At 61.9% G+C, this 13,128-nt stretch carries 13 protein-coding genes; 8 read left to right on the top strand and 5 right to left on the bottom strand.

The features are described from left to right. Window positions 1–5: 5 nt before the first annotated feature. A complete protein-coding gene (locus LGH82_RS07020) occupies window positions 6–383 on the bottom strand; it encodes an ester cyclase (protein WP_227347834.1) in 378 nt (125 codons plus the stop codon). Between the two features lie 67 nt (window positions 384–450). Beyond that, window positions 451–1,344 carry a LysR family transcriptional regulator gene (locus LGH82_RS07015; protein WP_227347833.1) on the bottom strand — a complete coding sequence of 298 codons (894 nt, stop codon included), beginning with the start codon at window positions 1,342–1,344 and terminating at the stop codon, window positions 451–453. Window positions 1,345–1,499: 155 nt separating this feature from the next. On the opposite strand from LGH82_RS07015, the gene LGH82_RS07010 reads away from it, so the two are divergent. From LGH82_RS07010 to LGH82_RS07000, 3 genes are read left to right on the top strand one after another with little or no spacing between them, the layout of a single operon-like run. After that, entirely contained in the window at window positions 1,500–1,895 is a 396-nt protein-coding gene (locus LGH82_RS07010) for a cupin domain-containing protein (RefSeq protein WP_227349510.1), read from the top strand. 16 nt (window positions 1,896–1,911) lie between these two features. Beyond that, window positions 1,912–2,895 (top strand): aldo/keto reductase, encoded by a 984-nt coding sequence (locus tag LGH82_RS07005; RefSeq protein WP_227347832.1) that lies wholly within the window; start codon window positions 1,912–1,914, stop codon window positions 2,893–2,895. Between the two features lie 20 nt (window positions 2,896–2,915). Then, on the top strand, window positions 2,916–3,656 hold the full coding sequence (locus LGH82_RS07000) for an SDR family oxidoreductase (protein ID WP_227347831.1): 741 nt from the start codon (window positions 2,916–2,918) through the stop codon (window positions 3,654–3,656). 15 nt (window positions 3,657–3,671) lie between these two features. On the opposite strand, the gene LGH82_RS06995 is transcribed toward LGH82_RS07000, so the two are convergent. Then, on the bottom strand, window positions 3,672–4,277 hold the full coding sequence (locus LGH82_RS06995) for a nucleotidyltransferase domain-containing protein (protein ID WP_227347830.1): 606 nt from the start codon (window positions 4,275–4,277) through the stop codon (window positions 3,672–3,674). Window positions 4,278–4,400: 123 nt separating this feature from the next. On the opposite strand from LGH82_RS06995, the gene LGH82_RS06990 reads away from it, so the two are divergent. The 3 genes from LGH82_RS06990 to LGH82_RS06980 all read left to right on the top strand — a co-directional run bounded on the left by LGH82_RS06990 (window position 4,401) and on the right by LGH82_RS06980 (window position 7,422). Then, window positions 4,401–4,868, top strand: coding sequence for a GNAT family N-acetyltransferase (locus LGH82_RS06990; RefSeq protein WP_227347829.1), 468 nt, complete (start codon window positions 4,401–4,403; stop codon window positions 4,866–4,868). A gap of 166 nt (window positions 4,869–5,034) precedes the next feature. Continuing rightward, window positions 5,035–6,468, top strand: coding sequence for an aldehyde dehydrogenase family protein (locus tag LGH82_RS06985; protein ID WP_227347828.1), 1,434 nt, complete (start codon window positions 5,035–5,037; stop codon window positions 6,466–6,468). A gap of 327 nt (window positions 6,469–6,795) precedes the next feature. Next, window positions 6,796–7,422, top strand: a complete 627-nt coding sequence (locus LGH82_RS06980; protein ID WP_227347827.1) for a transglutaminase-like cysteine peptidase — start codon at window positions 6,796–6,798, stop codon at window positions 7,420–7,422. A gap of 102 nt (window positions 7,423–7,524) precedes the next feature. Here the strand turns inward: LGH82_RS06980 and LGH82_RS06975 are convergent, their stop codons facing one another. Further along, window positions 7,525–8,499, bottom strand: a complete 975-nt coding sequence (locus LGH82_RS06975) for a DUF1402 family protein (RefSeq protein WP_227349509.1) — start codon at window positions 8,497–8,499, stop codon at window positions 7,525–7,527. A gap of 352 nt (window positions 8,500–8,851) precedes the next feature. Here LGH82_RS06975 and LGH82_RS06970 point away from each other — a divergent pair, with 352 nt between their 5' ends. Next, window positions 8,852–9,922: a glycoside hydrolase family 25 protein gene (locus LGH82_RS06970; RefSeq protein WP_227347826.1), complete on the top strand. Its 1,071-nt coding sequence runs from the start codon at window positions 8,852–8,854 to the stop codon at window positions 9,920–9,922. A 93-nt stretch (window positions 9,923–10,015) separates the two neighbouring features. Here LGH82_RS06970 and LGH82_RS06965 read toward each other — a convergent pair whose 3' ends face one another. Further along, window positions 10,016–11,668 carry an ABC transporter substrate-binding protein gene (locus LGH82_RS06965; RefSeq protein WP_227347825.1) on the bottom strand — a complete coding sequence of 551 codons (1,653 nt, stop codon included), beginning with the start codon at window positions 11,666–11,668 and terminating at the stop codon, window positions 10,016–10,018. A 400-nt stretch (window positions 11,669–12,068) separates the two neighbouring features. Between LGH82_RS06965 and LGH82_RS06960 the strand changes: the two genes are divergently transcribed. After that, window positions 12,069–13,055 carry a GlxA family transcriptional regulator gene (locus tag LGH82_RS06960; protein WP_264484396.1) on the top strand — a complete coding sequence of 329 codons (987 nt, stop codon included), beginning with the start codon at window positions 12,069–12,071 and terminating at the stop codon, window positions 13,053–13,055. The last annotated feature ends 73 nt before the right edge of the window (window positions 13,056–13,128 follow it).

Below are 13,128 nucleotides of genomic sequence, written 5' to 3'. Positions count from 1 at the left end.
GCAGATTAAAGCTGAGCTTCGATGGCCGCCTTGTCGATCACCGCCCAGACGTGCCTGATCCTGTCGTCGAGAAATTCATAGAAGACATTCTCGCTGAAGGAGACTCTCCTGCCGTTGATGGGGAGGCCGAAGAAGGTTCCCTTCGGTGTGCAGTTGAACTGGAGGCGGCTGGCTATGAAAGGCGGCTCGGAGATCAGCAGCTGGATGTCGAAATAGAGATCCGGAATCTCGGAAAAATCACGCTCCAGCATCTTGCGGTAACCCGATAGCCCGACCCGGTCGCCATTGTAATGCACCTCGTCATGGACGAAGCGATGCAGTCGCTGCCAATCCTGGTTGTTGAGGCAGTCGATGTAGCCTCGATAGAGGTCGGTTTCGGTCACGGCAATGCTCCGAGTTTCGTCAGATACGGCAGGAAGATAGAACGACCGCGAACACAGTCCAGACGCTTTAGCCCCGGTAGCGCAAGGCGTCGACCAGCAGCGAGAAGGCGGGCGTCGCCTGGCGGCGGCTGGGGTAGTAGAGATGGTAGCCGGGGAAGGGTGTGCACCAGTCTGCGAGCACCCGCACCAGTTCGCCGCCGGCAAGGTGAGTGCGCACCTGGTCTTCGGGCAGATAGGCGAGACCCAATCCGGCAAGCACGGCATTCATCCGCAACGCCGCCGTGTTGAACACCAGCTGGCCTTCGACGCGCACCTTGAGTTCGCGTCCCGCCTTTTCGAATTCCCAGGCATAGAGCCCGCCATAGGTCGGCAGGCGCAGATTGATGCAATTGTGGTCGGTCAGGTCCTGCGGCGCGCGTGGCTTTGGCCGCCTGGCGAAATAGGCCGGCGATCCCACCACCGCCATGCGCATGTCCGGCCCGATGCGCACCGCGATCATGTCGCGGGCCACCTGTTCACCCAGCCGCACGCCGGCATCATAGCGCTCGGCGACGATGTCGGTCAGGCCGTAGTCGACGATGATCTCTATCCTGATGTCCGGATAGTCCGGCAGCAGCCCGGCGATCGCCGGCCACAGGATCGCGTCGGCGGCGTGTTCGCCGGCGGTGATGCGGATGGTACCGGCGGGCTTTTCGCGCAATGCGCTGAGCGCGGTCAGCTCGGTTTCGATCTCGTCGAGCCTTGGCCCGACGGTGCGCAGCAGGCGCTCGCCGGCTTCCGTGGGCGACACGCTGCGCGTGGTGCGGGTCAGAAGTCGCAAGCCAAGCCGCTCCTCCAGCGCACGAACCGTGTGGCTGAGCGCGGATTGCGAAACGCCGAGCTTCGCCGCCGCCCTGGTGAAGCTCCCTTCGCGCGCCACGGCGAGGAAAGCGGTCAGCTCATTCAGGTTGTCCCGAGGCATTCATGAGCCCTTCTCATAAGTACATGCCAGATATAGCAGCTAATCGCGGCCAATCGCAGGCCCTAAATAGGAGGCATCACAATCGGGCACCTAAATCAGGCAGCCCTGAAAATCGGCGGGCCGTGAATTGCCCGGTGGAAGAAGGGATGAAAACCATGGACATCAAGCGAAGCGGCTCGCAGCCTTCGGGCAAGGGGCCGGGCGACTGGTTCACCGGCACGGTGCGCATCGACCCGCTGTTTCAAGCCATCGCACCGGCCCGTGCGGCCGGCAACACCGTCACCTTCGAGCCGGGCGCCCGCACCGCATGGCACACCCATCCGCTCGGCCAGTTGCTGATCGTCACCGCCGGTTGCGGCCGCGTGCAGCGTGAGGGCGGGCCCATCGAGGAGATCCGGCCCGGCGACGTGGTTCGCTTCGAGCCGGGCGAGAAGCATTGGCATGGCGCGGCACCCACCACCGCCATGACCCACATCGCCATCCAGGAGGCGCTCGACGGCAAGGCGGTCGACTGGATGGAGCACGTCAGCGACGCGCAGTACCAAGCCTGAACAAGGGAACACGAGAATGCAAAAACGCACACTTGGAACAAACGGGCTCGAAGTCTCAGCCATCGGCCTCGGCTGCATGGGGCTGAGCTATGGCTACGGTCCAGCGACGGACAAGACGCAGGCCATCGACCTTATTCGCGCCGCCGTCGACAGCGGCGTCACCTTCTTCGATACGGCGGAGGCCTATGGTCCCTTCGTCAATGAGGAGTTGCTGGGCGAGGCGCTGGCGCCGGTCCGCGATCATGTGGTCATCGCGACCAAATTCGGCTTTGCCGGCGGCGAGGTGTCGAGCGGCATGGACAGCCGGCCCGAAAATATCCGCGCGGTTGCCGAGTTGGCGCTGAAGCGTCTCAGGACCGACCACATCGACCTGCTCTACCAGCACCGCGTCGATCCCAACGTGCCGATCGAGGATGTCGCGGGTGCTGTGAAGCTGCTGATCGCCGAGGGCAAGGTCGGGCATTTCGGCCTGTCGGAAGCCGGCGCGCCGACCATCCGCCGAGCGCATGCAGTGCAGCCTGTGGCGGCTCTGCAGAGCGAATACTCGCTGTGGTGGCGCGAGCCCGAGAGGGAAATCCTGCCGACCCTGGAAGAGCTAGGCATCGGCTTCGTGCCGTTCAGCCCGCTGGGCAAAGGGTTCCTGACCGGCGCCATCAGCGAGACCACCACTTTCGCCAGCAACGACTTCCGCAACATCGTGCCGCGCTTCTCGCCCGAGGCGCGCAAGGCCAACCAGACGCTGGTCGATGTGCTCGGCACCATCGCAACGGCCAAGCAGGCGACATCGGCCCAGATCGCGCTGGCCTGGCTGCTTGCGCAGAAGCCATGGATCGTGCCGATCCCCGGGACCACCAAGCTGGAACGCCTGAAGGAGAATATCGGCGCGGCCAGTGTCGTACTCAGCGCTGATGATCTGCGCGATATCGAAAGTACCGTGTCCGCCATCACCGTGCAGGGTGACCGCTATCCGGGGCATCTGCAGGCGCGGGTCGGCCGTTAAGCGGCGGAAAAGGAAAATCCATGACCGACAACATCAAGGACAAGGTCGTCGTCATCACCGGCGCCAGCAGCGGGCTGGGAGAAGCCGCCGCGCGGCTTCTCGCCAAGGAAGGCGCCAAGCTGGTGCTCGGCGCGCGCCGTCTCGACCGGCTGCAGGCGCTGGCCGGCGAGCTTTCGCTCGGCAAGGATGCCATCGTGCAGACCGACGTGACCGATGTCGGCCAGGTCCGGCGTCTCGTCGACCATGCGGTCAAGACGCATGGTCGTGTCGACGTCATCATCAACAATGCCGGGCTGATGCCGCACTCGCCGCTGGAGCGCGGCAAGGTCGAGGATTGGGACCGCATGATCGACGTCAACATCAAGGGCGTGCTCTATGGTATCGCAGCCGCGCTGCCGCACATGAAGACCCAGAAGAGCGGTCACATCATCAACGTCTCGTCGGTGGCCGGCCACAAGGTGGGGCCGGGTGGCGCCGTCTATGCCGCGACTAAGCATGCGGTGCGCATCATCTCGGAAGGCCTGCGCCAGGAGGTGAAGCCTTACAACATCCGCACCACCATCATCTCGCCGGGCGCTGTGGCAACCGAATTGCCGGACAGCGTCACCGAGCCCGATGTCGCTGTGGGCGTGCGCGCTCTCTATGACCGTGTCGCCATACCCGCCGATTCCTTCGCCCGGGCCGTGGTGTTCGCCATGAGCCAGCCTGAAGAGGTCGACATCAACGAAATCCTGTTCCGGCCAACGGCGCAGGAATACTAAAGCCATGGTGCCGCGCTATAGCAGCTTGGCCCATTCGTGACCGGGATGGGTTGTCGCAAGGCAGGCCTTTAACCAAGCCCGTTCCGGTGGCATCAGCTTGGGCAAGGCATTGGCGAAATCGAGCTCGTCCTTGTCGCGCCTGTATTTGGCCTTGAACAGCAGGACAGCCGCCGGTTTCAGATAGGGCAGGCCGTCCGGTGTGACCGCGACCATCTCGGCACGCGGCCGGGCAATGGCGGGATCTCGCTTGTAGACCCACCGTTCCGGCGTTCCCGGCTCGATCATCATATCCACCCGCCAGCAGCGTTCCTGAATATCCTCGCACCATATCTGTGAAATCGCTGCCGGCGGCTCCTTGCGCGCCGGCAGATGCTCGATGATCCCGCTTGCGACGGTGTGGAATCGCATGACTTTCAGAACACCGCGAAAGGTCTCAAAATCCTCGCGCAGGATGGTGAATTCGAGGTCTTCGTGGTCGCGGGTCTGGCTTCCGTGCCAGAGGTCGAGAGCCCAGCCTCCAACGATGCACCAGGGCCTCGATATGGCGCCGAGCCGGCGCCTCAGTTCCGTCGGATGCCACGGACGCCACGCGTCGTCATGGATCGTTGCCCGTCGGTTCATGTCTCGACGTTCTCATGGACATGCATCCTCATGGAAGCATGGTGATTTCCAGAAATCAGTTCCGATTTTCTGACCGATGCGGTAGCGGTCGGCGGCTTTTTTCACGTGGCTGGAGCTTTTTCAATGGCAAACGGCGTTGTCGTAAATCTTCGGCCAGCCGGGCAGGCGGATGCCGCCGCGATCAGGGACATTGTGCGCGCCGCCTATGACAAATGGGTGCCGGTGATCGGCCGCGAGCCGCTGCCGATGCGCGCCGACTACGAGAAGGCCGTTGCCGAGCATCCGTTTGAGCTCGCCGTCGCGGACGGCCGCATTGTCGGGATGATCGAAACCATGCTGGCCGACGATCACCTCTGGATCGAGAATGTCTGCGTGGCACCGCAGGCGCAGGGCAGGGGGATCGGTCGGTTGTTGCTGGAGCAGGCCGAGCGCAAGGCGATCGAAGCCGGTCGCCGCGAGCTTCGCCTGCTGACCAATGGCGCTTTTGAGGCCAATGTATCGCTGTACAAAAGGCACGGCTATACGATTGATCGGGAGGAGCCGTTCATGAACGGCATGACGGTCTACATGAGCAAGAGGCTCGAAGGCTGACGCAAAAGACGGCACTTCCCACTGGCCCAACCCCTCTGGCTCAATCACTGGCGCGCTGGCTCAACAACTTCGGGGGTTGCGTTTGACAGCGCCGTTTGCGCATCGTTATCTCTAGCCCCATATGACGGCCGCAACGGCCATGCGGCGCACCCCAAGGGAGAAAACCATGTCACACAATCTGCAGTTCTATATCGATGGCGCGTGGGTCGATCCGGTTGTGCCCAACACGTTCGATGTCATCGATCCGTCCAATGAGGACGCCTTCGCCCAGATCTCGCTCGGCTCCAAGGCCGATGTCGATAAGGCGGTTGCCGCTGCCAAGCGCGCCTTTAGCACCTTCGGCTTTACCGAGGTCGGCGAGCGGCTCGAACTGCTGAACCGCATCATCGAGGTCTACAAGAAGCGCAGCGCCGATCTTGCGGTCGCCGTATCGCGCGAAATGGGCGCGCCGCGCCAGATGGCGCTGGACAGCCAGGTTGGTATCGGCCTCGCGCATCTGCAGAAAATGGCCGATGTGCTCAAAACCTTCGAGTTCCGTCATGTGAAGGGACCTCATCTGGTGGTCAAGGAACCGATCGGCGTCGTCGGCCTGATCACGCCGTGGAACTGGCCGCTGAACCAGATCACCTGCAAGGTCGGTCCGGCACTCGCCGCCGGCTGCACCATGGTGCTGAAGCCGTCCGAAATCGCGCCGCTCGATGCCATCATCTTCGCCGAGATCCTTGACGAGGCCGGTGTGCCGAAGGGCGTCTTCAACCTCGTCAATGGTGACGGTCCGGGCGTCGGCCAGGCGCTGTCCAGCCACCCCGACATCGACATGATGTCATTCACCGGTTCGACCCGCGCCGGCATCCTGGTGGCCAAGGCCGCCGCCGACACCGTCAAGCGCGTGCATCAGGAGCTTGGCGGCAAGTCGGCCAACATCCTGTTCCCGGATGTCGACCTCGCCACCGCCGTCTCCAAGGGCGTCGCCGGGTGCTTCGGTAACAGCGGTCAGTCCTGCAATGCGCCGACGCGCATGTTCGTGCCGCGCGATCGCCACGACGAGGCTGCCGGCTATGCAAAGGCGGCGGCGGAAAAGTTCACGGTCGGCCCCGCCGATGCACCAGGCACCAAGCTGGGCCCGGTCGTCAGCCAGGTTCAGTACGACAAGATCCAGGACCTGATCCAGGCCGGCATCGATGAAGGCGCCACGTTGGTGGCGGGCGGACCCGGCCGTCCGGCCGAACTCAATCGCGGCTACTATGTCAGGCCGACGGTGTTCGCCGACGTCACCCACGACATGCGCATCGCCCGCGAGGAAATCTTCGGGCCGGTGCTGGCGATCATGCCCTATGACAGCGTCGACGAGGTGGTCAACACCGCCAACGACACCGTCTATGGCCTCGCCTCCTACATCCAGGCCAAGGACATGAAGAAGGCGCGCGAAGTGGCGGCGCGCATGCGTACCGGCAATGTCTACATCAACTATCCGACCTGGGACGCCGGCCTGCCGTTCGGCGGCTACAAGCAGTCGGGCAACGGCCGCGAATATGCCGAATACGGGCTCGAGGATTTTCTCGAGATCAAGGGCATCGCGGGTTACGAGGCAGCCGAATAGCCGGCTGTCAACGGTCATCAGACGTTGCCAGGGGCGGCTCTTTTGGGAGACGCCCTTGGCCTCAAGATATCCCGACGGCAGCGCCGATGACGCCAACCATGGCGCCATCGGTACCAACTACACCAATACCGACAACCTGAACCGCGCATCGCGTCGCTGATCGTAGGTGTCCGCAACAGGCTCCGGACGCGTCCGCGACCGGTGTTGCGCTGGAACCACGCCGGCAAGGCAAATCGCGGTCGCCAGGGATCTGCGTTTCGCATTCATTGACACGCATGAAAAACCGCCTTTAACATTCCGTTAACAAGAATGAATGGGCGGGGCCTTATGGCATCCTCGGTGGGTTGGCGTTGCGCGGCAAGGGGGTTTGGCCTTGCGGTCGCCTTGACGGTTTTGAGTTCGGCATCGAGTTTGGCGGGCGCGTCCGAACTTTCGATGGTCATAGGCGGCCCGACATCCCAGCCAATCGGCCACTATGATTTCTGCAAGATCCACGTCGACGAATGTTCGATCCGTTCGCCCAACAACACGCCCGAGCACATGTCCAGCCAGCTTTTGCGGCAGATCACCGCCGTGAACCTCTCCGTGAACACGCGTGTCAAGCCGATGAGCGACATGGATAATTACGGCAAGGAAGAGTGGTGGGCCTATCCGGAGGACGGGTTTGGCGACTGCGAGGATTACGCTCTCGAAAAGCGGCGGGAACTTATCTCCAGCGGTGTGGCTGTATCCAACCTGCTGATGACGGTCGTTCGCAAGCCGGATGGCGAAGGTCATGCCGTCTTGACCGTGCGCACGGACAAGGGCGACTTCATCCTGGATAACCTTACCAACAAGGTTCGTCTCTGGAGCGTGACGGGCTATCGCTACCTGAAGAGGCAGTCGAGCGAGAATACGGGGCGCTGGGTGTCGATCCTGGGCGGCGACGAAGCGCTGGTCAGCTCTGTAAAATAGGCTGGCGGGGCCAAGCGCCGACTGCGAAACGCCTCGGCCCGATCACATCTGCTTGAACACATGTCTGCTTGAACGCATGCGGCTTCGGCAACTGCCCGCGCCTCAGCTTCCGCCGTCGAGCAGCACCCTGAGATCGTCCAGCTTGTCATTGACCAGCCAGCCATAATAATTCTCGACAGGCAGCTTGCGGGCCTTTCCGCTGGCCTCGCGCAGCTCGGCCGCTCTCTGCCTGGGCTGCCCGACATTGTAGAGCGTCGCCGTAATTCCCGGATTGCCGGAGATGTCGAAGCCCTGCTGCTTGTAGGCATCGATCGCATCGCGCACGATCGCCGCGATGTAGACGATGCTGCGGTCGGGGTCCATGACGTCGCGATAGATGGCTTGCGGATTGTCCGGCGTCAGCTTGTCGTAGCCGCTCACCTTGTTGACGAGATCGGTGACCTCAAGCGCCGTGAGGGGGCTGATCTGCCCGAGGCCGAACGTCTGGCCGGCAAAGAATGGCTGGAAGAACGCTTGCTGAAACGTCATCGGCTCGTAAGCGATGCCGTCGACGGTCTTGCCCTTGAAATGCTGCGTCCAGACCGTGTCGCGGCAGCTCCAGAGGGCGGCATTGCCTTTCGCTTGTTCGCAGGCCGCGAACTCAGGACGTTTGACGAAATCCTGGACCCGCACCCCCTTGTAGCGGAAGGCAAAATCGAGACCGGAATAGGAGAGTGCCTTAACATAGTAGGTCTGCACCGAACCGACGGCGGTGACATTGTAGGTATGCTCGCCGACCAGTGCACCGATAATATGAATGGGATCAATGCCGTAGACCGCGGCGACCTGCTTGATGTGCGTGATCAGCTTCTTCTCGCGCTTCAAAAGCGCGATGATCTTCTCGTATTTTTCCTCATAGGTGGTGTTGAAGGCGCGCGTTCTGACCGCCGACGCATTGGGAATGGTCGGTTGCGTGTCAGAGCGGTTTCCTGGTGGAACAACAATCGTATCCGCACGGGCCGCGCCGATCGACAGCGTGCCGGTGGAGGCAAGGACCACAAGCAAAAGCGCCAGGAAAAATTTCTGCAAGGCAATCATCAAGCGCCTTTCGGGATCGGAGGGCATGGGCAATCACGCGCCGTCTGTTTCCTGAACAGCCTCGTTGGGGACTGTCAAGCACGGCGCACGCCTTCAAGCCCGTCACATCGTCGAATTCCGCCTTCAGTGGTCACGCCAGCCACACAGTCAACATCAGCTCCAACCCGCATGGCCGGCCAGGACCGCACAACCGGCCACGCATGACCCCGCGGCGCCGTGTGTTTACCATCACACCGGCAATAAAATTTTGATTCAAACTTTATTGGTAATTTCTCATTCATAACTCGGTCTGATTTGTCCGGCGGCGTTCAGTGTGTGCCTTCGGTCTGTTGTGTTTTGCGTACAGGTCCAAATGCGGTTACCCGGCCTTCTCACGTCCTTGATTGCATCCTTGTGCCTCGTCGGCTGTTCATCGACGTCCGGGATCGATGCGCTCGATGTAGGCAAACCGTCGAACGAGATCACCAGTTCGGTGGTCCGTCCGAGCGCGCCCGTGGCCTCCGTGCCGGCGATGACCAGGGCCAACAAGCCACGCAGGACAGTCGAGGAGGCGTCCGTGGCTGAAAGTGTTCGGCCCTTTGGTCTGGCCGAGGAAGAAACGGTGGCGTTGTCATCGCCTGAATTGCCCGACAATGTCGATCCGCCAGTCGAGCCGGCAGCCCTGGTCTCGCCACCGAAACTATTCTCGCGCTCCGCTCCCCTCATGCTTTCCGGACCGCTCACGCGTTATGCGTTTCGCGACGCCAAGCCGATCAATTTCGGCAGGTCTTCGCCCAGGCATCTGGCCGTGCACGGCGTCGACGTCTCGCGCTGGCAGGGCGACGTCAACTGGGAGAAGCTGCGCGCCCAGGGCGCCAACTTCGCCTACATCAAGGCGACGGATGGCGGCGATCACCTCGATCCGATGTTCATGAAGAACTGGCGTGGCGCAGAGGCAGCCGGGCTGAAGCGCGGCGCCTATCATTTCTTCTATTGGTGCCGCACCGCCGGCGAGCAGGCCGACTGGTTCATCCGCAATGTGCCGAGGATGGAGGGCGCTCTGCCGCCGGTCATCGACGTCGAGTGGAACGGGGAATCGACCTGCAAGCGCCGGCCGTCGCGCGAGAAGGTGCTGGAGAAGATGCAGGTGTTCATGGACAAGCTGGAGCGCCACTATGGCCAGCGCCCGATCATCTACACCGCGCCCGACTTCTACCGCGATAACCTGCAGGGCGCGTTCCTGGATTATCCATTCTGGCTGCGTGCCGTGGCGCAGCACCCGTCAAAGGTCTATCCTGGTCGCAAATGGCTGTTCTGGCAGTATTCCGGCTCCGGCCTCTCGCACGGAGTGACGGGCCGCATCGACCTCAACGTGTTCCACGGCGACGAGAGGCAATGGCGCGCTTGGGCCGGAGGGCGGACTACCGTGGCCGACGCCGACTGAAACAGGCCGACGGGAAAGGCTGGCTCCATTGCCAGCAGCACCCTTGGGCGGTGGCCGTCGGTTCGGCCAGCGCCCTCTGAGGTTTGAAGCTGTTTATGCTTCGTCGAGCCAGACTTTGCCGAAGTCATGCTCGTAGGTCGGGTGCATGCCGTGGTTTTTCACGGACGCTACCGAGTGGTTGTAGAGCTTGCGCCAGTACGGCTGGATGATGATGCCCGAGTCCTGGAGCATCTTCTGGATATCGGCCATCAGGGCCTTGCGCTTGGCGGGATCCGCCACCGAGAGGGCCTCGCCAACCTTGGCGTCGAAATCCGGGTTGGAATAGGCGGATTCGTTCCAGGATTCCCCTGTACGGTAGGCTGTCGCCAGGATCTGCACGCCCAACGGACGCATGTTCCAGTTCGTCATGGAGTAGGGATACTTGGTCCAATCGTTCCAGAACGTCGAGCCCGGCAGAACCGTCCGCTTGACCTTGATGCCCGCCTCGCGAAGCTGTGCGGCGATAGCGTCACCGCTGTTCCTGTGCCAATCCTCGTCCACCGTGATCAGTTCGTGCTCGAAGTCGGCCTGGCCGGCCTCGGCCATCAGCGCCTTGGCCTTGACCGGGTCGCGGGCGACCTTCGGAAGTTCCGCGTATTCGGGGTGAATCTTGCAGACGTGATGGTTTTCGGCGGGCTCGCCGGCATTGTAGTATCCAAGCTGAAGCACGACCGAATTGTCGACCGCGAGTTGCAGCGCGTGACGGACCCTCTGGTCGTCATAGGGCTTGTTCTTGACATTGGTGCGCGCGACGATTGTCGAGGCGGTCACGACCTCGGACTTCGCCAGGCCAAGCCCGTCGAGGATCGGCACATAGTCCGCGGAGGTTTCATAGTTGGTGTGGATCTCGCCCGCCTCGAAGGCACTGGCAACCGCCGACGGGTCGGTCCCGTAGTCGATGAATTCGATGCCGTCGAGATAGGTTTCGCCGTTCCACCACTTTCCATCCTCGCGACGCTTGTAGACGACCTTGTCGCCGACATCGTAGGAGACGAGTTCGAACGGACCAGTGCCGATCGGGTTGGCGACAAAATTCGCGCCCTTCTCGTCGAAACTGCGGTGAACGACGAGCGCCGGATAGTCGCAGACGTTCGGAATGAGCGCGATGTCCGACTTGAGGAGGGAGAGCTTCACGGTCTTGTCGTCGACCTTGGTGATTGCGCCTTCGCGCAGCTTTCCGGTTTTCGCATCGACCAGGCTGCCCATGCGGCCCGCCATCGAATTGCCTTCGGCGCCCTTGTCGCACCAGCGCGTGAAATTGAAAATGACGTCATCGGCGTTGAAAGCGTCGCCATTGGTCCATGTCACACCCTGGCGAACATGCAGGACATACTCCGTGGCGTCGTCATTCACGTCCCAGCTTTCCAGCAGGTAAGGCTCGAAGGTGAAGTCGCGTGTATATTTCACCAACGGCTCGAGCGTCTGGCGCTGTGCGGTCGTGATCTGGGACCAGTCGGCCGTACGCGGGTCCTTTGGATCCTTGACGTACATTGCAACCTTGATCACGCCGCCCCTCTTGGGCTCATCCGCGCGTGCTTGACTGGGGGCGGCAATGCCGATCATGCCGTAGGCCATCGCCGTCGAGGCGCCGAAAACGCTGGCCATCGCCAGAAATTCGCGGCGATCCATGTCGCCGGATTTCGCGCTCTCGGCCAGTTCACGGATATGATCCGGAACGCTGTCCTTCTTGCTCTTGTAGAATGTCATCTGCGAACCCCCATCGTTGGCTTTCCGCCGGTTGGAACTTCGCCTTGCGCCGACGGCGCTTGACGCCGAAGGGAAGGAGAATCAATGGACTATGCGGGTTTCAGAAGAGGGGCGTTTCGCGGAAATCCGACAATCTTGGCAAGAAAATCGATGTCTGTTCGAGCGCGGAAATGAATCCGCCTGGTCTGAGGGGATCAATCCTGCACGGCCTTCGCGATCAACGGCACGAACAGATAAGAATCCCGGTGAATGATTTCGGAAAAACGGCAATGCGCGCCGCTCCCTGATATTGCGTGCTGACCAAATCGCCGGAATGTTGGCGGGCCGGAAGGTGACCATGCCAAGCCAAGCCAAGCCGTGTTTCGTGGCCAAGCTGTGTTTCGTCGCAAGTACCCGGCTCTTGAGGAATGAGAAAAGATTGACGGACACAAGCGCGGCAGATGCTCCCCGGACAATCGCATTTCTCCTTGTGCACCGGTTTCCGATGTTCAGCCTTGCCTCCGCCGTGGACACCATGCGCACCGCAAATCACACCGTTGGCAGGCAGTTCTACAGGTGGATCACGATTTCGTTCGATGGGCAGCCGGTCATGGCGTCCAACGGCATGAAGCTCAACGTCGATTATTCGCTGGAGACTGTGCCGAGCAGCGACATTGCATTCGTCTGCGCCGGAACGGCGATCGATTTTCCGGAAAAGGTGTCCGTGCTATCGGCGTTGCGCCGGTGGGGCAGGCGGGGCTCTTCACTTGGCGCTCTTACGCTCGGCAGTCACGTCTTGGCTGAAGCGGGGCAGCTCGAAGGCCATCGCTGCACCATCCACTGGGAAAACCGTGCGGGTTTCCAGGAAAAATTCCCCGACATCGAATGCACGGGCAACGTCTACGAGATCGACCGAAAGCGCTACACGTCCGCCGGCGGCACGACGTCGATGGATTTGTTCCTGGAGATCATCAGGCGGGACCTGGGCACTGTGATCGCCAACGAGGTCGCCGGGCAGTTTCAGCACGAGCGTGTCCGCTCCCCCAGCGACCGACAACGCGTCGGTCCGGGTCGCGACCTGGCCAGCAAGTCCGTGGCGCTGCGTAGGGTCATCGAACTCATGGCGGACAATCTGGAAAAGCCGCTTTCAGTGGTACAGCTTGCGAAGGAGGGCGGGTTGTCCGTGCGCCAGCTGGAGCGCCTGTTCTCGCTGCAGGTGAACATGACGCCCGGCCGCTACTACATCACACTGCGGCTGGAGCGGGCCCGGGCGCTCCTGCGACAAACGCCTCTGTCGATCCTCAGTGTCGCGTTGGCGACAGGCTTTGCATCGCAGTCCTATTTCGCACAGAGCTATCGCGTGCAATTCGGCTGTCTGCCGTCGGACGAACGTCGGCCCGAACAATAGCGCAATTGCCCGCCTTCCCAGGGCATTGCCAGTCCGTCGTCGGCGGTCCACAGCGGTCTCGCTGCCTATGTCT

The organism is Mesorhizobium sp. PAMC28654 (assembly GCF_020616515.1).
In the GTDB taxonomy this organism is placed as follows: Bacteria; Pseudomonadota; Alphaproteobacteria; order Rhizobiales; family Rhizobiaceae; genus Mesorhizobium.
The sequence above is the reverse complement of the archived record's forward strand: the minus strand, read 5'-3'. Positions and strand labels throughout refer to the sequence as shown.